This window comes from Paenibacillus sp. LT-B23 (genome assembly GCF_059417685.1).
The window spans coordinates 56,930-79,908 of record NZ_JBSQBM010000026.1 but is presented as its reverse complement, the minus strand read 5'-3'; the positions used below and the strand labels follow the sequence as shown (position 1 = coordinate 79,908).

Genomic DNA, 22,979 nt, shown 5'->3' with positions numbered 1-22,979 from the left:
CCCCCTTTCTCTACACCTCCATTGTATCCTGCTCTGCACAGCTTGTAAAAACTTCCTTGCTTCAATTAATGTACTGCGTCCGTTCGCTTCATCAATTCAACGTACTGGATTAACTCTGCCTTTTGCTGCTCCAGGACATGAATCCTGTTCGTTAACCCGGCAAAAAAGGCTTCGATTTGGTCCCTGATCACATTAGCCGAATGCCCTCTCCATTCATGCAGACGACCATACAACACCCGCGCCGCTTGTTCATCTGTGCGAAGCTGAGCGAGCAGCCACGTCAGCTCTTTTTCCGCAAGTAATAACTCTTCCAGTTCGACCCGTATTTGCCCGTTCAAATCACTGTCCGCCTCCTATGTATCCTACTGACTATAAAATAATTAAACATTATCAGTACCTTGTTACTAGCTGTTGTCAGCTTGGATAAATTGCTCTATCTTGTGCTGAAGGTAATACAGAAATTCATTCGTATGTTGCAAATACCATTGGCTGAATTCTGCCATGGAGGAATCAAGCTGCGTTACAATCGGTTGTAATCGGCGGCTTTGACTTGTATGCATATAGCGGGAAAGTCTTACCCTCACACGCTGAAAATCCGCATCGCATTGTTGCGCGTTTGCCTTCCATTTCTCGGCTACAGCAAGTAAATGCTCCGGCATGACCTGAATCGTACCGGCAGAAGCAGATGTAGCTGCTGTTACCAGCGCTGCCTTTTGAAATTGAGTTAAGGTCTGTCCTAATTGATGTATCCAGCCGTCCACCGTATCCATTAGGTTGAAGTCAGATGGAATGCGCGGAGATTCCGTGATTCGTTCGCCTGTTACGGGATCGTACAGCGGATTAGAGATATAACCGTTCTCATCAAACTTATAATACTCAAGGGAATGATAGTAAGGTCCGCCCAACGTGTTGTCAATTTGCTCTTTTAACCCTATGCCGTCATTAGCCGTTTGATAATTACTGTTGATATGGTAAGAAGATCCTACGTGAAGATCGTATCCTCCCCCAATAAAGCTGGCTATCATATCACCTGGATGAAGGAAATTCGTAATTTGATGGTCAAATTCGCCTTTTTCTGCTTTATCTCTGTATTCTGGCGTCAAGCTGGAAATAACCGAAGGCGCACTGAATGTAACAGCACTCAACCCCGTGTAAGCTGCTGCATATTGTGCATTTCCTCCTCCCAGCGAATGTCCAGTTAGCGAGAAGTTATAGTTCTTGTATTTGCTTTGTAAATCCTTCGCATAGTCCTCTGCCTGATAGAACTGGTTTGAGCTACCGAACAAAGCCTTATCTACACTCTTTTCTTTTTCCCCCATCCAGTTGTTAAACGCCGTGAACCCTAACTCGTCGTCCATTTTCTTCATATTCTCGTTGTAAGCATCCGAATGAATATTTAAACTACCATGAATTTTTCGGTTAATTTCAGGAAGTGCGAGGGTCGCATCGTTATACAAATCCTGTGGATCATCCGTTTCCGTCCCACGATAGGCAATGACAGCCTGTTTCGTTTCATCGTTGTAAAATGTAGTGGCTGCTAATCCTGAGTCTTCACGATTAACGGAGTCCAGCACCCTCCAGCCGGGGAGTTCATCTACGTCTGTATCTGATTCCCATTCATCATAAGACAATTCGGACATTATTCTATAGGTCTCGTCATCAACAAGAGGTGTAACAGCCATTGAAAGTAGTCCCCTTTCTTGTATTAAAGAATACAGCTATTTATTTCCTTCACTTTTTCCTGGTAAGACCTTCTTTAGTTCAGGACTTATCATAAAATTGGAAGTTTCCTGTGTTTTATAATCTACGGAAATTCCAAAGGTCTGTTCCTCATGGCCCACAACATTGCCCTTAAAATTCACTTTAAATACTACATAAGTTGGCATTTTTTTTGCGTAAGTGATTTCTACATCGAGACCATACTTGTCTTTCATATGTTCAATTGCCGTAGCTTTCGCTTTACTAATCAGTTCAGCATCTTCATCTTTACTCACCTTTTGGCATCCTCCCAGTATTAAAATAAGGGTTATCAACACCATCATTCCTTTTACATATCGGTGACTGATTATCAGCACCCCTTTTCATAAGCATCATATCTTATATCCACAAAATCCCTTTTATAATTGTACCTTTTATCTCAGAGGACAAACAATACGCCTTTAGACATAAGATATCATTAAGTCTTCGGTATCAAAATATTCCAAATAGCGCCCATTTCTAGCTGATTAGTTTCATTTAACTAATTAAACAATCCATATATTTCAATAACCATCCGCATGTGTCCACGATCACGCCTGTTCTGTTATCATAAAAGAAAACGGAATGACTCAGGAGAGGATTGCGAACCATGAGCTTTGAACTTACCCGGCGGGTCATTAGACAGCTATGCAGTCAAGCCGCTTATGACAACGGGGATGCCTATTATCGGGCCAAAAGAGTGGCCTTTACGCAAATAGATCATGATGATGGTGTGTATGAGGCCACGGTCAAAGGCAGTCGCTTTTATGCCGTTGCTGCTATGATCCGCCCCAACGGCAGTATCCGCGCGGAATGCACCTGTAACACATTTCAGACCACCGGACAGTATTGTAAGCATATTGCTGCCGTTCTCATTAACGCCCATGAAATGCTGCACGGAAAAAGCCTGTCTGTACGTTCTTATGCTTCCAGACTCCATTCGGGCATGACCCCGGATTCAGTAAAAGAAACTGAGAAAGACGGAACCTATACCGCTACTGATGCTCAGCATGATCACGCCCGGACCACACGCTTCTCTGGCATCACACAAAGTGATCTCCAACTGACCGACAGTATGCTACAGCTATTCAGCAGCAAGAAGCCGCTTCGCAGCACTCCTACGCTGCTGGATACCCGTGCTATTCTGGATTTTCAGTTTGTGATCCGTCCCTTTGCCTATGGTTACCAGAAGTACATGTTTGGCATAGAGATGAAAGCCGGACCCAAACGGTTGTATATTGTCCAGAAAATCCGTTCGTTTCTCGACAGCATTGATCGTGGCGACAGCTACATGTTTACGAGAAACTTTTCATACGAGCCTCAGTTATACCGATTCCGGCTTGAACATGATGCCATTCTCCAGCAGTTGGTTCAAGTTCGCCGCAATGAGCGGATGATCCGGGAAACCTCGGGCACATATTCGTCCTCTAGCAGCCACATGAGTGGAGAACGGATGCTGCTCATTCCACCTACGGCCTGGGAAAAGCTGCTCCCCTTGCTGGCAGCAGCACAGGGCGTCCAGTTTGAGATTCATGGAAACACAACCGAGGGTATTCCTCAGTCAGGCAACATGCTGCCGCTGCAATTTGAATTCGACAAGGCCGAGGCTGAAACCGAAGGCTACCAGCTAAGCATTCAGGGACTGGCTGATCTAACCGTTATGGAGGACTACGGCATCGTCATTGCCAATGGCAAGCTCGTAAAGCAGAAGGACGATCCGCTGCGACGTCTGTCCGAGCTAAAACGGATGTTGGAAGTCCACCACAAGCGGAAAATTCAGATTGCACCGGAACAGATGGAGTCTTTTATGGACAAGGTTGTCCCCGGGTTGACGAAGCTTGGACGTGTCCATATGACACGGTCTGTCTCTGAGCGGGTCACACAGCAGCCATTGAAGGCGAAGCTATATCTGGATCGGGTAAGAGACAAGCTGCTGGCAGGACTGGAGTTCCAATACGGGGAAATCATCGTGAACCCACTGGAAACCGACGAGCGGAAGCCTGACAACGAGCGTATTCTGATACGGGATGGGGAGCAGGAACAACAAATTTTGGATCTGATGGAGCATAGCTCCTTCGCCAAGACAGACAGTGGATATGTTATGGAAGATGAGGATGCGGAATATGATTTTCTATATCATACGGTGCCACAGCTGGAAAAACTGGTAGAGGTGTATGCCACGGGTGCTGTTAAATCGAAAGTAAACAACACCCTGCCCACCCCGAAGGTACGAGTAGAGCTAGACGAACGTACCGATTGGCTTGAATTTAAATTTGATATCGAAGGCATTCCGGAATCCGAAATCCGCCTGCTGCTAAAATCATTAGAGGAAAAGCGAAGATATCACCGCTTGCCGAATGGTGCTTTGCTGCCGCTGGAAACAGAGGAATACAAGGATCTGATCCGGTTCATGAATGAAACAGGAATTCGCAAAAGCGACCTGGATGCCGCACAAATTCGCATACCCGTTACGCAAGGACTGTATTTAATAGATCCCCATGATCAAGGGAAGAATCTGACGCTGGGCAAAACGTTTCGCCAACTGCTGGAGAATATTCGTAATCCCGATCATCTCGACTTTCCAGTACCCGATACACTCGCTCCGATCCTGAGAGATTATCAGGTCTACGGCTTTCAATGGCTCAAGACGCTGGCGCATTACCGTTTCGGGGGCATTTTGGCAGATGATATGGGACTGGGCAAAACGCTGCAAAGTATCGCCTTCCTCGTCTCTGTGCTGCCGGAAATCCGCAATCAGCAGCTTCCAGCCATGATCGTGTCCCCTGCGTCACTGGTGTACAATTGGCGGAATGAGCTGGAGAAGTTTGCACCCCATATCTGCGTCGCCATTGCAGACGGTAACACGGATGAGCGCAGTCGAATCATCAGGGACGCAGCCCGGTATGATGTCATCATCACCTCCTATCCTCTGCTGCGTCGGGATACGGACTTGTACGGCAAGCTATCGTTCCACACGCTGATTCTGGACGAGGCGCAGGCATTCAAGAACCATGCCACCCAAACGGCACAGAGCGTGAAGGATGTAAAAGCCCGTTATCGTTTTGCCCTTACTGGAACGCCGGTGGAAAATACACTGGAAGAGCTATGGTCCATCTTCGATGTTGTATTTCCCGAGCTATTTCCCGGTGGCAAAAGAGCATTTCACAATCTCACCCGGGATGTGATCGCCAAGCGGGTACGTCCATTTCTGCTGCGCCGCCTCAAGAGCGACGTCCTGAAGGAGCTGCCGGAAAAAATCGAATCCGTTCAGGTATCGCGGCTCCTGCCGGATCAGAAGAAGCTGTATACGGCCTATCTGGCCAAGCTCCAGCATGAGACATTAAAGCATCTGAATGAGGAGGGCTTCCAGAAAAACAGGATCAAGATCCTTGCGGGTCTGACCAGGCTTCGCCAGCTCTGTTGTCATCCGGGCTTGTTTATCGAGGGCTACACCGGAAGCTCAGCCAAATTTGAGCAGCTGCTTGAGATCGTTACGGAATGCCTTAGTTCGGGCAAGCGGATGCTCATCTTTTCACAATTCACGACGATGCTTCAAATGATCGGACGTGAGCTTGCTCAGGAAGGAGTGCCCTACTTTTATCTGGACGGGCAGACTCCCGCTTCGGAACGTGTGGAGCTGTGCAGCCGTTTTAATGAAGGAGAACGCGATCTGTTCCTGATATCTCTGAAAGCAGGAGGAACCGGCCTGAATCTTACCGGAGCAGATACCGTCATTTTGTACGATCTGTGGTGGAATCCCGCTGTAGAGGAACAGGCTACCAATCGCGCCCACCGGATGGGCCAGAAAAAAGTCGTGCAGGTGATTCGTCTCGTCGCGCAAGGTACGGTAGAGGACAAGATGTATGAATTACAGCAAAAAAAGAAAAATCTCATCGACCAGGTCATCCAACCGGGACAAGAAACCCTTTCGGCACTGACCGAGCTGGAGATTCGTGAACTGTTAATGATCTAGGCAGGTTTAACCGCTATGAATCCGATTTAAAATAAACCTGCACATCGCCGTGTGGCTCATACGGCTGTGCAGGTTATTTTTTGTGATCAGACAAACCACCCGGCCAGTAATGACCGTCCCTCTTTCTTCACAATCCCTCCAACCTGAAATGACTGGGGATGTTTTCAATGTTCAAACCATAACCATAGCCCGTGAAATGGTACATTCCACGGACCTTGCATAGTTGAGTATAGTGGATTAATTTGAATGATGCTGTACATTAACAACGTGGGTTTGCAAATGTTCTTGTTGTTGAAGCTCTCAAAACCTCTTATTATATAAGAATTTAGATAATCCATAATTACTTGTTCGATGCAACCATATTTAATTGTATTGCACAACTATAAAACTTCATATCAATCATTTATTTAAAATTATAACTATTCCAATATTCTGATGAACCACCACATTAAGGAGGAACTTCCAATGAACCATCCTCTTCATGATTCTCACAGGAATACAGCAGTGGAGCTTATTGAGTATGAGTTAACAACATTTATACGCCGCGCAGTATACATCGATCAGTCTGAGCACAAAATCGGCACTTTGGAGCGCGCCACGTATCTGCTATTGAGGCAGCTCATGGAGTATGGCCCCACTCGTGTAAAAACGCTCGCAGATATGTTTCTGCTCGATATTTCTACCGTCAGCAGACAAACGGCCGCATTGGAAACCAAGGGACTGATTCGCCGTCTATCCGACCCGTCGGACGGGCGCGTCAGCCTGTTTGAAATTTCGGAGCTGGGTAAGAAACTGTTGCTGGAAGACAAGAAAATGAGAGTAGCCCGGTATTGCGAAATGCTGGAGAACTGGACAGATGAGGAACAGGAAAAATTCGGGGAGCTGTTAGTAAGGCTGAACAAAACCTACATTGAGGGATAACCCCATACAGATGTCATAAAGCAAGATGCACTGAAAAAATCCAAAACAAAAGGTCCAATTGCGGTAGAAACACCCTGCAATTGGACCTTTTGTTTACTTATCCTGATGTGTCGTGATCTATCCTGATTAATCCTGCTTCAATACTCTAACTTCAATGGGAACCAGATTAGACTCAATCACGGAACGCTGAGGCTCAAACCATTCTGGCAGCATCAGCTTGTGCCCCAATTCGTTCAGCTCCTCATCCACGGTAAAGCCGGGTGGATCGGTCGCAATCTCGAACAAAATACCACCTTGCTCCCGGAAGTATACAGCATTGAAGTATTGCCGATCCACAATGCCGCTTGTCCCAAAGCCATGCTGGCGAACCGTTTCGTTCCACACCTGATGTTCTGCATCATCCTGCGCACGCCAGGCAATATGGTGAACTGTACCCGCGCCGCCGTTGCCCCACGGTACATCTTTGACCGGAATGTCGATCAGATTGCCCAAATCGCCAGTCGCCTGATAGCGGATGTAGCCTGCATCTGCATCTTCTCCGATGGGAGTCATTCCCAGAATGTTCTCCAGCACGCCTTGCGTATGCTTGGAATTAGCACTGAACAGCACTGCGCCGCCAAAGCCCTTGATCGCTTTATCCGCTGGCACGCCGCCTGCCGTCCACGTGTTGGCCGGGCCTTCTTCCCGCTCCACCAGTTCAAGATGCAAGCCTTCATTATCCTGAAACTGAATAAATGATTCGCCGAAACGAGCTGATTTTGTGAAGGATACCTTCAAGCTGTGCAGGCGATTTTCCCAGTAATCCAGAGTCCCCGGCGGCACTACATACGTTGTAATTCCTACCTGCCCGCCTCCGAGCTTACCCTTGCGTGTACCCGGAGCCGGAAAAAAGGTAATGATCGTTCCCGGGCTGCCTTCTTCGTTACCAAAATACAAATGATATACTTCTGGAGCATCAAAATTAATCGTCTTTTTAATCAATCTCAACCCAAGCACGCCTGCGTAAAAATCTACATTACCCTGCGGGTCTGCTGCAAAGGACGTGATATGATGAATTCCTGCGGTCTTCAATGACATCTCAGTCACTCCTTTTCTTCATCTAATCTGATTTTATTTTATTTATACATTTCAAAATCCGTTGTAGCTGACAAATTGCCCAACTGGCTTACGGTATCCACGTGCACGCTGACCAGATACATCTTCTTTACCCAAGGTAATCAGCATAACTGGCACGAAATTTTCTGGAATATTCAATACTTCCTGTACCTTCTCCGGGTCAAAACCGATCATCGGGCAAGTGTCCCATCCTTTGTCCTTGGCAATCAACATGAACTGCATGGCAGACAGGCTGGCATTGCGAATCGCTTCTTCCCTTTGGAAGACAGGTCCCCGCTCGCGATAAAACTGGGTCACCGATTCCACCTCTCTGTCATATTCCTGCTTGCTCAGAACGCCCAGGTTTAGAAAGCCTTCATTATATTCAGCTACTTTCGTATACGCCTCGGTATCCCCGAGCACCACAATTGCGGCCGAAGACGTTAATATTTTATACTGCTTACTTGCCTCGTCATGCAGTCTTTGTTTCGTATCTGTATCCTGTATCACGATATAATGCGCATGCTGTAAATTAAAAGCCGATGGAGCAAACTTCACTAGCTGAAATATCTCTTCCAGTTCTTTTTTATCTATTGTAACATCAGGAATAAATTTAGAAGCCGATCTTCTCTCTTGAATAATATTTACCAGTTCGCTCATGTTCAGTTCCACTCCTCGATATTATTTTTAAATGAATTATCTTTAAATTAAGAATATATCTTTACGTGTTTTCTGTCAAGTAAAAATGTTTGATCTTCAAGCCTCTTATTGATCCCACACTTTAACCTCAAACATCCGGTCTCCCCGCTTGAGTGCTTCGACATGCTCCATTCCATCGGTTACCTCGCCAAAGACGGTATGCTGGTGATCAAGGATTACTTCTTGAGCCTTCATCATATAACACACCTTTCACAGATCTGTTGCCCGTATCCTCATCGTAATCGCTTCACGCTGCGCTTTGGTCAAGCTTTTGAACACTAGCTCATACGAATGGTCAATCATGCTATACAAATCCTCCAGCGGGAAAGTAGCATCAACCTCTATCGTATTCCAATGCTTTTTATTCAAATGATAGCCTGGCTTAATCGCCTTGTTTTGCTCACGCAGGTTTTCCGCAATAACCGGATCACATTTCAGAGATACTTGGCAAATACCGTTCGCTTGTCTCAGGAGAGCAAATACTTTGCCTCCCACCTTCAGCACCAGTGGCTCAGGACCAAAAGGGTAATCCTCTATCGCTTCTTTTTTGCTTAGACCATACGTTACAATTTGCTCGTACATTAGCCTTCTCTCCTCTGCTCAGTCATCGCTCTACGAACCTATTTGTGCCCTATTATATCACCTTCATGCTCTTCAAATACATCACGTCCATGCTACAATTAGGGTATCTGTATCAAAAGGAGAATCATTATGGATACCATTACACATACATTGTTCGGCTTGGCCTTATACGGCGCAGTCAAGAATCCGGACATGACGCGCAAGCAAAAGGGCGCACTGCTATTCACTACTGTTATTGGCTCGCAAATTCCTGATATAGATGTGATTTCTACGTTGTGGGATGTGTCGGGGCAATACCAGATGTGGCACAGGGGCCTTACCCATTCACTGTTCCTCGTTCCCGTATGGGCGGCATGTATTGCCTTGCTGGTGCGCTTGCTCTTCCGACAATCCGGCTGGCGGTGGTTTGGAATAGCCCTGCTAGCTGTGTTCATTCACGATACGAGCGACCTGTTTAACGCTTGGGGCACAGGGTATTTTGAGCCTTTCTCGCAGATGAGAGTGACCTTCGGAACGATTCCGATTGTGGACCTTGTTCTATGGGCGTTGATGCTGGCGGGATTTCTCTATGTCCGCTTCCGGCGTTCTGCCCGAATATCCTCCATGGCTGTCTACCGGATCGTCTGGGTGCTGATGGCGCTGCATTTCGCCGTCCAGACTGCCCAAGGTATGCTGATTCTGCACCAGCAAAAGACACAGGTATCTTATGAGCAGGCAGCGCTATCTGCCGATTTTGTCCCAGGTGTGTTCACTGTGATTAGCAAAAAGGACTCTGTAGTCACCTTGAGTAAAGGCTCCCTGTGGACAGGCTTTCATACAGTAGCAGAATTGCCATCCCAGGATCAGGCTAATCTGGATTCGCTGTTTGCCAGCAATCCAAAGGCACAAACACTTGTGCAATGGTCGCCCTTCGTGGTCGTTGTAGACGACGGACAGCGTCTGGGCGTATACGACCCACGTTTCTATCGGGAGGGTCAATCCTTTCTGTACGAATTTATCGACCGTCCGTGACGCTGTACTTGTCCTGAAGACTTAGCGATATTTCATAAGCTGTATCGGCAAGCTGAACAGCCCTTTCACTTCCCATCAGGAAGCTGGAAGGGCTTATTTTGTTCGTATTGCAGCGAAGGTTAGGCAAAGAACCCTTTATTTTGATATACTTCCGTGAGAGGCTGTATCGACAAATTCGAACGGTACTCTGGTTTAGTGTAATTCAATACGTAGATGTGTGAGCCTATGGAGGTGAACTCGTTGGATTTTGCTCTGATCCGCAAGGACCGAGACAAAAGAACGGTCGCAAATTGACTCTTTTTTTGCCTTTCGGACCTTTTTGGCCATGTGCTGAAAGGTTTTTTTTGTGATCTAAAACAAAAGTAGGGAAAGGATTGAATGTAACCATGGAAAACCCAAAAGCGCTTAATATTTTGCAATTGAAGAAAATGAAACGAGAAGGTTTACCTATAAGCATGATTACGGTGTATGACTATCCGTCTGCTCGTTTGGCTGAGGAAGCTGGTATAGTCCACCATGACATGCTGCAATACTCCTCTCCTTACCGGGAGAAGAGGTTTGTAAAAACGTATTCGGATATAGGTACTTTAATTGCAAAAGGAAAGGCAGGGACTATATGATGCGATTTATGATTGTAGGTGCAGGGGCCATTGGAGGCTACTTCGGGGGACGTCTTGTTCAAAAAGGAGAAGACGTGACCTTCCTTGTACGTCCTTCCAAAAAATCTCAGTTGAGAGAGAATGGTCTGATTGTTAAAAGTGTTCATGGGGATTTCCAGACGCCAATCCGCGCTATTACATATGGTGAAGCTGCCGAGCCGTTCGACTGTATTATCGTTGCGGTCAAAGCGTATCATCTGCCCCAATTGCAATTCGATCTTGAGCCCTATATCGGTGATCATACCATGATTCTTCCGTTACTTAACGGTTACGAACATTTTGACTCTTTACGCAAGCAATTCGGTCCGGAAAAAGTGCTGGGCGGACTTTGTTATATCGAAACTACGCTAGATCATGATGGTTCTGTCGTTCAAACAAGTCCGTTCCACCGTATTGTCTTCGGTGAATGGGATGGAGTGCAATCAGAGCGTACACAACTGCTGCTGAATCATCTTGATCATGCAGGCTTCACAGTGGCAATAAGTCAGGATATTCAACGTGAAGTTTGGCAGAAATATATATTTGTTGCCAGCTTGAGTGGAATTACAACACTGATGGATGCCTCGGTTGGGACTATACTTGCCACGGCAGAGTCACGTGCTATATACGAAAAGCTGCTTCATGAGATTGTCACACTTGCTCGCAATGCAGGGATGCCGATTGATTCAGAGATGGAAGCTCATACATTGAAAACGATGGAGTCCTTACGACCAGAGATGATGTCATCCATGCAACGTGATATGCATAAAAGGCTTCCGATTGAAGCGAGTCACCTGCATGGTTCACTTCTTGGATTGGCTTCTGCTAGTAATGCCGTTTATCCCATACTTGAAACGGTATATGCCCGATTAAAGGTATATGAGAGCTTATTGAATACCGTCTAAAATTTAAACTTTAAAGTCATTTAAAAGGACAGCAGCAGCTTCGGAGATGAAAATAAAATCTCGGACTGCCGCTGCTTTTCTTTTAACAGCTTTTACACCTGTCTCGAACAGGCTTGCTCAAGCCCTTGAAGCGATGCTAACAGTTCCTGCCTCGTTTCAAGGTTTGTAATTTCACCTTCCTGATTTAACTTCAATGTGATATGCGGAATAATGACCTTTCCATTTTCCACAATCTCGGCATTGATCATTTGCAATGTGAGCAACAGAGAGGCATGTGCCAGATTCCCACCCATAGGAGAAGGCGACGCGCTGATTACTGCTGTAGGCTTATTTACAAATTCGCCCGAGGATACGAGCCAATCCAATGCATTTTTCAAAGTACCTGGAACACCATTCCCATATTCCGGCGTACAGATCAATACCCCATCCGCTTGTTTCAGTTGTTCCCGCAGCTCCTTGACGGAAGCCGGCCCGTCATTTACATCCAGGTCAGGGTTAAAATGAGGAATCTCACCTAATCCGTTATAGATCGTGAACATCATATTTTCCGGCGCTAACCCGATGGTAGCCTTCAATAATGCTGAATTGGATGACTTTTGGCGGAGACTCCCCGATATAGCCAATATCTTTATCTTCTGTTCCACCCTACATCATCTCGTTTCTTTTCAATTTGAGCATATCTTTTATACTCAGTGTACTACAGATCACAAGGAGATAAAAAAGGTTGTGAGGGTATGTTACATTACGGGTATAAAAGAATAGGCAAGCAAATGAGGAGATCATACACATGACCCAAAAACAGCATCCTGTGCGCGGAATCGATCATATTGGCATCACGGTGCCAGACGTGGAACTGCAGGAAGGAAAAAGGCTGAACAGGAATTAGGGCTGGAAGCAGGGGCACGTAATCAGCTCGTGTACGGAAAATCGCCCTGGGAAACGATCATTGAACTGATTAGCTACCCTGACGGGATTCGCTATCCGCAAGAAAGTAAAGCGGCCCGTTAGACACCTCCTGCATGATGCTGACCGCGACCCTTCCTGTAAATACATTGGATAATAAAAAAATGCCTGCGGCTTCGCAGGCATTCGTTATTTATGGATCGTAACTATACAAGGTTAGAATCTGTGGCGCTAAGTTAGGTATCTTTCTCTTGCTTGCGTTTTACCCCAATTAGATCAAGGAAGAAAACAAACAGCGGAATACCTACAATCAAGCCCCAAATTCCAATCAGATGTTCAGAGAAAATCAATACGACAAAGGTAAAGAAGATCGGTAAATTGGTTTTGGAAGACATCAGCTTCGGATTCAGGAAATAGGCTTCAATGGCATGTATCACCACAATCAGAATAACCAGATAAATGACATATTGAATGCCGCCGACACTGAAAGCAATCAGACCGAGCGGCGCCAGCGAGATAAACACACCTGCCACCGGGACCAATCCCAGCACGAATATGATGAGCGCAAGACCCAGCAGATTAGGAAAGCCCATAATCCAGAGCGCAATCGTGGTCAAGATACAGTTAATCAGTGAAATCAGCAGTTGAGCCTCCAGCACCTTCCCGAACGTGTCCAGGAACATACGACCAAAATGACCCACTTCCTTGAAAAACCAGCCCAGCTTGCTATCCACAAACGTTGCTGTAAAGCGTGTAATATAGGATTTTTCCATCAGGAAGAATAAGCTCAAAATAATCGAAACCAGCAGTTGTGTTCCCAATTGACTGACCTTCATCACTGCATTCAAGCCCGGCTCAAATAGCCGCTGGACATTCAACGTATCCATAAACTCAATGATGGTTTCGTTCCATTGATTACGATCAGGATACATATACGCTTGCTGAATCATGAGATACACCTGCTTGACCTGTACAATGATTAGCGGCACCATTCGGTAAACGCCCCACACCATAATCAGAATTAGCAGCCCATACACCAGTAGCAGCACGACCATTGACGGCACATTGACGAACCGCTTGACCAGCTTATTCACTCCGTTATATATACTACCAATCAAGATCGTAAGCAGCAGTGTTAACAACATAATATTCATCATGCTTCTTAACATAAACAACAGCAAAACGATTATCGCAAGGACGGCTACCCGCCTGACGCCCGCATGATTCATCCAGTTTCTTACCATTCGTCTTTATTCCCTCTTTCCCACTTGACTGTCAACCTTGTAATCTGTCCTAACGAATCAGCTTTCTCTTTTTAACAATTTACTGTTAGCGATCAATAGAGAACCTACCATGACCAGGATGGCAATGGACCACCAAAATGTGTTCTTGGCATCATCGTGATCTACAATAATGAGCCTGATGACGGCCGTGATACCGATATAGATAAAATAACGCAAGGGAAAATGGAGATTGGTTTTAAAGTACTTAACAATTAATGCAATGAACTCAAAATACAAGAAAAATACAAGCAGTTCCTCAGTGAATTCATAGTAATTCTTATCCGACTCTGTAGACAAAAAAACATAGGAAAAGATGGACCATGTTTCTTTCAGCAGCAAGAAGCTTAAAATCAGTCCGACCAGAAACAACGAGATATTCAGGATCATTTGCAGAAAACCAGGTAATTTTTCAACATGCTTCATAAAAGCGTTCACTACAGATCCCCTCACTGGTTGTACAGTTTCTTTATTCAGGATTTTGCAAAATTCGATTCCAGTCGCTCCGAAGTTCAATATATAGACGAACTAGACCATTTCGATCTATATATTGTTCATTGGAAGTCGCTTATTGGATTTTTGCAAAATCCTCTATTATATTATCGGTGGAATGCATGAAAAATGCTACATTACTTTTGGTGTAACCTTATTGAAAGTGTATATTTGCTCCGGTAATATAACCAATCGAAATAAAAACAAGGGTCCATACGAGTGAGCCTGCGCTTGCCACCAGCATATATTTTCGAACAGGCATTGCGCTTATTCCAGACAAGTAACTTGTCGCATGCCTGACGCCCGGAATGAAATAACCGACCAGAATGGTCCACAGCCCGAAGCGTGCAAACCACCCCTTCACCCTTGCAAACCGCTTCGGTGTCAGCCCGACCCACTTGCCGTGCTTATCCACTAACGGCTGTCCCAGCTTTTTGCCGAGCGTGTAGCTGATCATCATACCTGTCATCGCCCCTATAAAGCTGACCAGCACAGACATTGAATAATTCAGTACCATGATGGAGGACAGATAGCCGACAAAGATCATAATAATTTCATCTGGAACCGGAAGGCCGATAATCCCGAGAGCAAGAAGTGCAAAAATAGCAATGTACCCGTAATGTGTAATCATGCTCATGGCCCATTCCATAGGGGCGCCACCTCCTGATCGGTTATTTTTTGAAGGACGGGAACGGAATACGGCTAACCATCAGGAAAGACAGCACTACCATGAGCCCTAGCAATAATTCGGGTCGTAAATGCTCACTCCATAAGAACATAAAGGACAAAATCACACCCGCAGCCGTAATTGGCATGCCTACGAAGCCTGTACTAAAAGCCATCAAGTTGAATCTTGCCAGCCTCACTGCACCGCATATCACAAACAAAACAGCCACAAGCGGCCCCATCCAATGTGTACCTCCCAGTTGGTAGAACAAGGTCAAGAAAGCAGGCGCAACGCCAAATGAGACCACATCCGCCAGCGAATCGAGCTGCTTGCCAAAGTCACTGGAGCAATGCAGCAGCCTTGCCAGCAAACCGTCCAGCACATCCCACAAAGCAGCCACCATAATCAGAATAAAAGCGGTCGCATATTGTTCATGAATCGTGTAAAACAGGGATAGTACCCCTGCCCCCAGATTTGCAATTGTGCATAGTGAGGGCAACCAATTCCATTTCATACTGCTTGACTCCTTTGCTATAGCTTAACCTCCGAATATGACGACAAAACGAACGCCATCCTTGGTATTCTCCGCCATATAGCGAAAATCGTGCAAATCCAAAATCCGTTTGACGATCGACAGTCCCAGTCCGGTTCCCCCTGTCTGACGACTGCGTGAAAGCTCGGCCCGGTAAAACCGTTCCCAAATTTGCTCCAGCTGATCGTCGGGAATCGTTTCCCCTTTATTTTCAATGGAAAAGGTATTGATTTCCCCGGAGCCTTCGATACGGATCGTAATCGAGCTTCCTTCCTCGGCATGTCGGATGGCATTGATGACGAAGTTGAAAATCACCTGCTCCAGCCATCCGGCATCGGCGTGAATCGGCAGCTCATTAGCAGGGATAATGACCGCTTCCAGATGCTTTTCTTTTAGCAGATGGAACAGCTTGTCCACGACTTCCTCCACCAGTTCGCTCAGTATAAAAGTCGTTTTGCGAAGCTTGAGGGTGCCGGATTCCAGCTTGGCGAGGTCCAGCATATCCTTGACCAGCCGCTCCATTTTGTCCGCTTCCTCCACAATCACCTTGATATAGTGGTCCTGCTTCCCGGCACTAACGCCATCCTGTAGCCCTTCGGCGAAGCCTTTAACAATACTAAGCGGGGTCTTCAGCTCATGAGAGGCGCTGGCAAAAAAGTCCTGATGCACAGCCTCCATCCTCTGTTTCTGCTCCATGTCCTCAACCAGTTGCTGGTTAGCCTCCTGAAGCTCGCGCAAAGCGGTGTCTAGGTTCTGGGACAGGGTATACATGCTGTAGGACAGGCTGCCCAGCTCATCATTTTGCCGGATCGGTGTATGGGCTGTAAAATCGAGCTTTGCCATCCGCTTGGCGGTTTTGTTCAAGGCAATGAGCGGACGGGTCACCATTCGGGAATAGAACAAGGACAAAATAAGGATCAGCGCAAAACCCCCGATGCCCAGGTACAGATAGAACCAGCGCAGAGCTTCATTCGTCTCGCTGATTTCCTGCAACGATGTCACTGTGAACAGCAGGTCGATCTCTCCGGTGCTTTGTCGCACAGGATGGACAATGACCGCATTACGCACACCCGTCCAAGGCTCCTTCCACTCTTCCTCCAGCACTTCAAAATTCTTGAGCTTCTCCAAATGGGTCTGCGACAAAGGAAACCATTCCTCCAGCGCACTAAACAGCATTCCTTGCCGCTGGCTCCAGGTTTTCAGATCCGGCAGCACAATTTCTGTCACCGTACCGGACAACCTTACACTCCCCTCTGTGCTCGACTCTTCCGAGGTCGTTCCTATATGTTTGGAGCCAGGCTTCTGAATGCCTGTCGGATAAATTAAATTGGCAGAAGAGATGCCGTCGGTTTCCAACACTTCACCTTCAACGGTTAATGAGTCGCCCGACTGAATCCGGGCTGCCCTCAGTTCATCTCCAAATTGGCTCATAAACAGAGACAGCGATATTTTAACGATCTGCCCGTCTGCTTTTCGGAGATTGATATGGAACGGGTCATCCAGCTTTACTTTGCCGTCTAGCGTGACAATCGCCAACTGGTTCTTATTCTGAAACATAAAACGGGCTGCTTCTCGTGAAACCCTATCGGAGCCCCAGGCTTCCTTGACATAGCTTTGACCGAAGCTTTGCAAACGGCTTTCCACACGCCCGATCTTCTGTTGCTGATAAAAATTTTCAAAGAACAGCAGTTGGCACAAAATCACCATGCCGTAAAAACAAAGAAAAAATACAACGGTCATAATGAACAACTTAAAGGTAACTCCCCGTTTGTTCATTCTTCCTCCTCAAACCTGTAGCCTGTACCAAAAACGGTCCGGATATGGCGTGATTCAAGGCCCAGCTTGCTTCTCAGCTTTTTGATATGCGTATCCACGACCCGCGTATCTCCTTCAAAGTCGATCCCCCACACTCGGCTAAGTATCGCATCCCGTGAAATGACCATACCTTTGTTATGTATAAGCAGCCGCAGCAGCTCATACTCCTTGGGCGTCAGCTCGACTTCCGCCTGATCTACCTCAAGCCGATGAGCCATCGTATTGAGAATGGCCGTGCCGAACCGCAGGACATGCGACTCAGGCAGCACATGGCCCTCCACTCGTTTCATCAGCGCGTTCGCGCGGGCGATCAGCACCTTGGGGCTAAAAGGCTTGGTAACGTAGTCATCTGCTCCCAGCTCAAAGCCCAGTATTTTATCATCATCACCGGATTTGGCGGTCAGCAAAATGATCAGCACACCGGAACGGCTGCGAACCTGACGGCATACCTCCCAACCATCCAGCTCCGGCATCATAATATCGAGTATGATCAGATCGGGCTGTACCGAATCAAACCAGATTAGCGCATCTTTTCCATTGCCTGCTTCATAGACTTCCCAATTATTCTGTTTAAAATAATCCGCAATGACTTCACGGATACGAATTTCATCCTCCACGAGAAGAACCCTTTTATTCAATCGACTTCCCTCTTTCGGTCATTCTAGGACATCAGCATACCAAAGACATGTGTTCTTTATGTGTTCTTGGCACCTCTTATCAGCAGAATCCACCTTGGATTAGGGCAAATTTGTCTTGGCTTAGACCATCTCATCTCTTATGATCCTACCCTATAATAAGAAGAGATACAAAAAGCGTTAACAGGAGGGTAATATATGAGCAACCAGACCATTCAGTGGTTTTCCACTTCCAAAGCTAAAGCCTGGCAATCCAGATCTCTTCATCCTAGTGAAACCCCAGAGCATGCCAACCTGACCATTACGGGCGAATCGTATCAGCTCGTCGAAGGCTTTGGCGGCTGTTTTAATGAACTGGGCTATGTAGCCTTGAACCATTTGGAGAACGACGAACGGGAGCAGGTGCTTCACTCTCTCTTCCACCCGGAGGGCGAACACAAATTCACGATTTGCCGACTCCCTATTGGAGCCAGTGACTACGCGCTGGAATGGTACAGCCACAATGAAACGGACGGCGACTTGGAGATGAAGCACTTTTCCATTGAGCGTGATCAGCAGTATCTCATTCCTTTCATTCGGGAAGCGTTGCAACTTAACCCGGACTTGAAGCTGTTCGCTTCACCCTGGAGCCCACCGACATGGATGAAATCGCCCAAGTCTTACAATTACGGCACACTGCGCTGGGAAAAGGATATTTTGAAAGCGTATGCATTATACTTCGTCAAATTTGTGCAGGCTTACCGCGAGGCAGGCATTACGATTCATCAGGTCCATGTTCAAAATGAAGTCATTGCCGATCAAAAATTTCCTTCCTGTGTATGGACTGGTGAACAACTTCGCGAATTTATTCGCGACTATTTAGGCCCTGCCTTCGAGGAACACGGACTAGATACGGAAATTTGGCTGGGTACCATTAACGCCCCCGATCCGTGGGAAGAATTAATGAAGAAGACTTCGACCGGATTCGATGAATATGCCCATACCGTACTGAGTGACCCGGAGGCCTACAAATATATTAAAGGCGTGGGCTATCAGTGGGCAGGCAAAAATGCCATCCAACGCACCGTAGCCAGCTATCCCGAGCTTCGTTATATGCAGACAGAAAATGAATGCGGGAACGGAGAAAATTCGTGGGACTACGCCAAATATGTATATAACCTGTACCAGCACTACTTCACCAATGGCGTGAATGCTTATATTTACTGGAACATGGTTTTGGAGCCGAAAGGCAAGAGCACATGGGGATGGGAGCAAAATTCGATGATCACCGTTGACCCGGCAGATCGTAAGCGTGCCCTGAACCCGGAATATTACGTGATGAAGCACTTTTCTCATTTTGTATTGCCGGGTGCGAGACGCATTGGACTCCGTGGATCATGGACGGGGAATGCCGTCGCTTTCCGCAATGCTGACGGACAAACGATAGTGGTCATTGCCAATCCATTCCACGAATCGCGTGTGCTGAATCTGTCCGCTGGAGACGATACGCATCATTTCGAGTTGGAGCCGGAATCATTTAATACCATCGTCATTCCTTCTTAACCGTCGTAGCTTTCCCAAACGCTCACAAATCATTACTCGTCACTGTCCGGTTCATCCGTATCCAAAAGTATGGTTAGTTTCCAAAATGGATGTATCCCCTTTTGCGTATAGTAGCCATAAATAGTATACTTGGAGTAACTACGGACAGGAGGTCGATGAACATCACTACTGTAAAAGACCGGATTGATTTGAAGCTGATTAATTGTGATAAGGAATTGACCCTCGCCGTCATTGGCGGGAAATGGAAGCTGATTATTTTATGGCATCTCGGCTTGGAAGGCACCAAACGGTTCGGTGAACTGAAGAAGCTGATCCCCCACATTACGCAAAAAATGCTGACCAACCAACTGCGCGAGCTGGAGGAGGATAAACTCATTCTTCGTAAGGTCTATCCTGTTGTTCCTCCGCATGTGGAATACTCTCTGACCGAGCATGGCGAAAGCCTGATTCCGGTACTGAGAGCGATGTACGATTGGGGATCAAACTATCGCGAGAATGTGATTTGGAAAGATGAAGCGATTCAGGACGTAACGCCCGTTTAATCAGCTTAACTATATATTTTCATGATGAAGACAATCCTGGGATAGGATATCCGGGGTTGTCTTTTTTCATTCTTAATCTTTTTCTGAATGAGCAGTTCCACTTGCTTCTTCCAGAGAATGAATGAGAAGTCTATGCTCGATCGGTGACGACATGACAAGCAGGCTCGTGTAGGTTCCATACTTATCGCACTGGTTACTAAACTCTTCTAGGGTGCGCGTCGAGTTGGTCACTACTTTTAATAAATAACTGTGATCTCCGCTTATACGATGGCACTCGGCAACATGTGGAGATGTATGGACAAAATCAAGAAATGCATGGCAATCTCTAGTCCGAAACAATATATAGGCTGCCGTATCCTTTCCTATTTTTTCAGGAGAGATGATAGTGCGATACTCCTTGATAACCCCCTTTTCTTCCATTCGTTTAACTCGTTCTGTTACAGCAGGTTGGGACAAACCCACGCATTTTCCTAGTTCCGTCATTGAAATTCTTGCCTGACTTTGAAGATAAAAGAGGATTTGTTTGTCTACATGATCCACTTTGAATGCTCTCCTTTAAATTTAACGTTTTTATGAGAAATTCATTAAATTACTTTGTATAATCATCATAATGGATTGATTGCGTTATGTAAAATGAATGATTTAGATTATATAATAAAACTCACATCGATAAGGTGAAACATGAAAAGATAGAGAGGATGGCTGCCCTTGAGCAAATACGTTTTAAATAAGGTAGGAACAGTAGCAGATGAACAAAAGTCTGGGGGGACCTCTCAGTGAGCCTATCCTTCTCCCGCAAAAATATAATTGCATTGGCCGCTATATGTTTGTCCGCATTGATGTTCGGCCTCGAAATTTCCAGTGTGCCAGTGATACTGCCAACTCTGGAAAAAGTATTGCATGGCGATCTTAAGGATATGCAATGGATTATGAACGCTTACACCATTGCATGTGCCACAGTTCTGATGGCTGTTGGAACGCTGGCTGACCGGTATGGAAGGAGGCGTATTTTCATTATCAGCCTCGTCTTGTTCGGTATTACATCCTTGATTTGCGGCTTGGCGCAAAGCACATCGGTTCTGATCATCAGCCGGTTTCTTCAAGGGGTAGGTGCTGGTGCGATGCAGATTTGCCAGATAGCAATTCTTTCACATCGGTTTCAGGAAGGACAAGAACGCAGCAAAGCCTTTGGCATATGGGGGATCGTGTTCGGTATCGGCCTCGGTTTTGGACCTATCATCGGCGGCATGATCGTGGCCGTGTTGAACTGGCATTGGGTTTTCCTGGTCCACGTTCCGTTGACCATCCTCACTTTGATTCTTGTTTTCGGTGGCATAGAGGAGTCCAGAGATCCGCAGGTGAAAAAGCTGGACATTATTGGCATCATCACGCTTTCGTTGACAGTTTTTGGCCTTGCATACTTTATCACGCAAGGGCCGGAACTCGGCTTTACCAGCAGAGCATCCATCAGCATCCTTGTTGCAGTAGCAATAAGTTTCATTGTTTTTCTATTTGCGGAAAAGCTCAGCGCCCATCCGATGTTTGACTTTTCCGTATTCAAGATACGTAATTTCTCTGGCGCTCTCCTTGGCTCCATCGGCATGAACTTCAGTTTCTGGCCGTTCATGATCTATCTGCCGATCTATTTCCAGAGTGGTCTGGGTTACGGCATCGTAGCCGCCGGGCTGTCTCTCTTGGCTTATGCGCTGCCCACCTTGGTAATTCCGCCTCTGGCAGAGCGTTTTTCGCTCCGCTATCAGCCGCGTATAGTCATTCCATCAGGTATGTTCATCCTCGGTATGGGCTTCATTTTGATGAAATATGGCAGCGGCAGCGATCACGCCAGTTGGTTGACCATGCTCCCTGGCTCCTTGTTGGCTGGTATTGGGCTTGGCTTAACCAACACGCCTGTGACCAACACGACCACCGGCTCTGTTCCGAGTGCCCGTGCAGGCATGGCTTCCGGTATAGATATGAGTGCCAGATTGATCAGTCTAGCCATCAACATCGCTGTGATGGGATTCATCTTGCAGGAAGGTATTCTGTCTTATTTGAAGGGTGCCCTTTCCGGGACTTTCAATGCAGTACAATTGAGGTCTGTAGCCGAAAAAATAGCCGCCGGAAATACTGTATCTCTCAAGCAGAGTTTGCCAGAACTCTCCTCTCTGGATGCGTCTGGAGCCGTCGTCCATGCAGCGCTTGTGCACGGCTTTGGCTTGATAATGCTCTACGGCGGTATTGGTGTCTGGGTTCTAGCAGCAATCAGTTTTATGATTTTTAGACCTAAGAGAGCATAAAGACAATCCCGGGGATATCCGGGGTTCTCTTTTTTTCAATATAAAGGACTATCGGCAAGATAATAAAAGAAACGGATGCAAGTATCCGCTTTCATGAGTATTAAAAGTCGGTTTTCGTTACTCATCCTCATTTTAAGCCCTTGTTTGTGATTTACATTACATCCGCTGTGACGTATGATTCTCCCATCCCTATTTACGGTGAATCGAAGGAGGCCATTCTAGCATGAGCATGATGCTCGCCCAGCCCAAAACGTCCAAAGCAACCCAATTACGCATTGGTTCCATGGCAATCATTCAGTACGATTATCGGCAGTTTCCAGACTCTAAACATGATCAACACCGCTGCTGTGGCTTGCTCACCATGTCGTGTAACGATGCTCAAGGCCGGGCAGAATATGAGCTGCCTGAAATCAAAGGAAGCTTCGACCTCGTCCGATGGGCTTCCGTGTTCACCTTGCTCAAGGATCTATCCTTTACCGAGGCTCACCAATATATTCAGCACCACGCTGACAACTGGGGACATGTCAAAGCAGAGCTGGCTCTGTCCGCCTTATCCGACCTGACCACCCACGTGAACCTGCAAAGTCTCTCTCCTGCAACGCCCATCGTAAAACCACGGATTAGCCGTTCTTATCTGATCGAGCATGGTCTGGTCTACTATTCATTCTAAATCCCGCTCACAGTTTAATCCCTACCCTCTCTCCAATCAGCAC

At 46.5% G+C, this 22,979-nt stretch carries 23 protein-coding genes and 1 pseudogene; 9 read left to right on the top strand and 15 right to left on the bottom strand.

The genetic code is table 11. The features are described 5' to 3' along the window. Positions 1-65 precede the first annotated feature (65 nt). From ACWXW9_RS25110 to ACWXW9_RS25100, 3 genes are all read right to left on the bottom strand, one after another. Positions 66-338, bottom strand: coding sequence for a hypothetical protein (locus tag ACWXW9_RS25110; RefSeq protein ID WP_134911278.1), 273 nt, complete (start codon positions 336-338; stop codon positions 66-68). Between the two features lie 66 nt (positions 339-404). Next, positions 405-1,682, bottom strand: a complete 1,278-nt coding sequence (locus ACWXW9_RS25105) for a Tle-like phospholipase domain-containing protein (RefSeq protein WP_494931639.1) — start codon at positions 1,680-1,682, stop codon at positions 405-407. Positions 1,683-1,718: 36 nt separating this feature from the next. Continuing rightward, a complete protein-coding gene (locus ACWXW9_RS25100; RefSeq protein WP_494931638.1) occupies positions 1,719-1,994 on the bottom strand; it encodes a hypothetical protein in 276 nt (91 codons plus the stop codon). Between the two features lie 353 nt (positions 1,995-2,347). Between ACWXW9_RS25100 and ACWXW9_RS25095 the strand changes: the two genes are divergently transcribed. Further along, positions 2,348-5,710, top strand: coding sequence for a DEAD/DEAH box helicase (locus tag ACWXW9_RS25095; RefSeq protein ID WP_494931637.1), 3,363 nt, complete (start codon positions 2,348-2,350; stop codon positions 5,708-5,710). 465 nt (positions 5,711-6,175) lie between these two features. Next, positions 6,176-6,631 carry a MarR family winged helix-turn-helix transcriptional regulator gene (locus ACWXW9_RS25090; RefSeq protein WP_494931636.1) on the top strand — a complete coding sequence of 152 codons (456 nt, stop codon included), beginning with the start codon at positions 6,176-6,178 and terminating at the stop codon, positions 6,629-6,631. A gap of 126 nt (positions 6,632-6,757) precedes the next feature. Here the strand turns inward: ACWXW9_RS25090 and ACWXW9_RS25085 are convergent, their stop codons facing one another. The 4 genes from ACWXW9_RS25085 to ACWXW9_RS25070 all read right to left on the bottom strand — a co-directional run bounded on the left by ACWXW9_RS25085 (position 6,758) and on the right by ACWXW9_RS25070 (position 9,007). After that, on the bottom strand, positions 6,758-7,708 hold the full coding sequence (locus tag ACWXW9_RS25085) for a ring-cleaving dioxygenase (RefSeq protein ID WP_494931635.1): 951 nt from the start codon (positions 7,706-7,708) through the stop codon (positions 6,758-6,760). A gap of 51 nt (positions 7,709-7,759) precedes the next feature. Further along, complete coding sequence (locus tag ACWXW9_RS25080) at positions 7,760-8,386, bottom strand: nitroreductase family protein (protein ID WP_494931634.1); 627 nt, start codon at positions 8,384-8,386, stop codon at positions 7,760-7,762. Between the two features lie 105 nt (positions 8,387-8,491). Then, positions 8,492-8,623, bottom strand: a complete 132-nt coding sequence (locus ACWXW9_RS25075) for a peptidylprolyl isomerase (RefSeq protein WP_494931633.1) — start codon at positions 8,621-8,623, stop codon at positions 8,492-8,494. 12 nt (positions 8,624-8,635) lie between these two features. Further along, positions 8,636-9,007, bottom strand: coding sequence for an MmcQ/YjbR family DNA-binding protein (locus tag ACWXW9_RS25070; protein WP_494931632.1), 372 nt, complete (start codon positions 9,005-9,007; stop codon positions 8,636-8,638). 129 nt (positions 9,008-9,136) lie between these two features. Between ACWXW9_RS25070 and ACWXW9_RS25065 the strand changes: the two genes are divergently transcribed. From ACWXW9_RS25065 to ACWXW9_RS25055, 3 genes and pseudogenes are all read left to right on the top strand, one after another. Next, complete coding sequence (locus ACWXW9_RS25065) at positions 9,137-10,018, top strand: metal-dependent hydrolase (protein WP_494931631.1); 882 nt, start codon at positions 9,137-9,139, stop codon at positions 10,016-10,018. Between the two features lie 386 nt (positions 10,019-10,404). Continuing rightward, positions 10,405-10,527: pseudogene (locus ACWXW9_RS25060) on the top strand (3-methyl-2-oxobutanoate hydroxymethyltransferase); the annotation flags it as partial. Between the two features lie 110 nt (positions 10,528-10,637). Beyond that, complete coding sequence (locus ACWXW9_RS25055; RefSeq protein WP_494931649.1) at positions 10,638-11,561, top strand: ketopantoate reductase family protein; 924 nt, start codon at positions 10,638-10,640, stop codon at positions 11,559-11,561. A gap of 92 nt (positions 11,562-11,653) precedes the next feature. Here the strand turns inward: ACWXW9_RS25055 and ACWXW9_RS25050 are convergent, their stop codons facing one another. The 7 genes from ACWXW9_RS25050 to ACWXW9_RS25020 all read right to left on the bottom strand — a co-directional run bounded on the left by ACWXW9_RS25050 (position 11,654) and on the right by ACWXW9_RS25020 (position 17,888). Further along, positions 11,654-12,205, bottom strand: a complete 552-nt coding sequence (locus ACWXW9_RS25050; RefSeq protein ID WP_494931630.1) for an NADPH-dependent FMN reductase — start codon at positions 12,203-12,205, stop codon at positions 11,654-11,656. 495 nt (positions 12,206-12,700) lie between these two features. Further along, positions 12,701-13,708 carry an AI-2E family transporter gene (locus ACWXW9_RS25045; protein WP_494931629.1) on the bottom strand — a complete coding sequence of 336 codons (1,008 nt, stop codon included), beginning with the start codon at positions 13,706-13,708 and terminating at the stop codon, positions 12,701-12,703. A gap of 57 nt (positions 13,709-13,765) precedes the next feature. Further along, positions 13,766-14,182, bottom strand: a complete 417-nt coding sequence (gene psiE / locus ACWXW9_RS25040; protein ID WP_494931628.1) for a phosphate-starvation-inducible protein PsiE — start codon at positions 14,180-14,182, stop codon at positions 13,766-13,768. 208 nt (positions 14,183-14,390) lie between these two features. Continuing rightward, positions 14,391-14,885 carry a DedA family protein gene (locus ACWXW9_RS25035; protein ID WP_192512297.1) on the bottom strand — a complete coding sequence of 165 codons (495 nt, stop codon included), beginning with the start codon at positions 14,883-14,885 and terminating at the stop codon, positions 14,391-14,393. Positions 14,886-14,907: 22 nt separating this feature from the next. Further along, positions 14,908-15,417, bottom strand: a complete 510-nt coding sequence (pssA, locus tag ACWXW9_RS25030) for a CDP-diacylglycerol--serine O-phosphatidyltransferase (RefSeq protein ID WP_494931627.1) — start codon at positions 15,415-15,417, stop codon at positions 14,908-14,910. 24 nt (positions 15,418-15,441) lie between these two features. Further along, entirely contained in the window at positions 15,442-17,211 is a 1,770-nt protein-coding gene (locus tag ACWXW9_RS25025) for a sensor histidine kinase (protein ID WP_494931626.1), read from the bottom strand. Beyond that, a complete protein-coding gene (locus ACWXW9_RS25020; protein WP_494931625.1) occupies positions 17,208-17,888 on the bottom strand; it encodes a response regulator transcription factor in 681 nt (226 codons plus the stop codon). The genes ACWXW9_RS25025 and ACWXW9_RS25020 overlap by 4 nt, the downstream gene beginning before the upstream one ends. Before the next feature lie 195 nt (positions 17,889-18,083). On the opposite strand from ACWXW9_RS25020, the gene ACWXW9_RS25015 reads away from it, so the two are divergent. Then, positions 18,084-19,427 (top strand): glycoside hydrolase family 30 protein, encoded by a 1,344-nt coding sequence (locus ACWXW9_RS25015; protein ID WP_494931624.1) that lies wholly within the window; start codon positions 18,084-18,086, stop codon positions 19,425-19,427. Between the two features lie 155 nt (positions 19,428-19,582). After that, the gene (locus ACWXW9_RS25010; RefSeq protein WP_494931623.1) at positions 19,583-19,969 is read left to right on the top strand and encodes a winged helix-turn-helix transcriptional regulator; all 387 of its coding nucleotides are present in this window, start codon (positions 19,583-19,585) and stop codon (positions 19,967-19,969) included. Between the two features lie 72 nt (positions 19,970-20,041). On the opposite strand, the gene ACWXW9_RS25005 is transcribed toward ACWXW9_RS25010, so the two are convergent. After that, entirely contained in the window at positions 20,042-20,509 is a 468-nt protein-coding gene (locus tag ACWXW9_RS25005; RefSeq protein ID WP_494931622.1) for an Lrp/AsnC family transcriptional regulator, read from the bottom strand. Between the two features lie 236 nt (positions 20,510-20,745). On the opposite strand from ACWXW9_RS25005, the gene ACWXW9_RS25000 reads away from it, so the two are divergent. Further along, positions 20,746-22,266, top strand: coding sequence for an MFS transporter (locus tag ACWXW9_RS25000; RefSeq protein WP_494931621.1), 1,521 nt, complete (start codon positions 20,746-20,748; stop codon positions 22,264-22,266). A gap of 223 nt (positions 22,267-22,489) precedes the next feature. Beyond that, positions 22,490-22,936, top strand: a complete 447-nt coding sequence (locus tag ACWXW9_RS24995) for a hypothetical protein (protein ID WP_494931620.1) — start codon at positions 22,490-22,492, stop codon at positions 22,934-22,936. Positions 22,937-22,979: the final 43 nt, after the last annotated feature.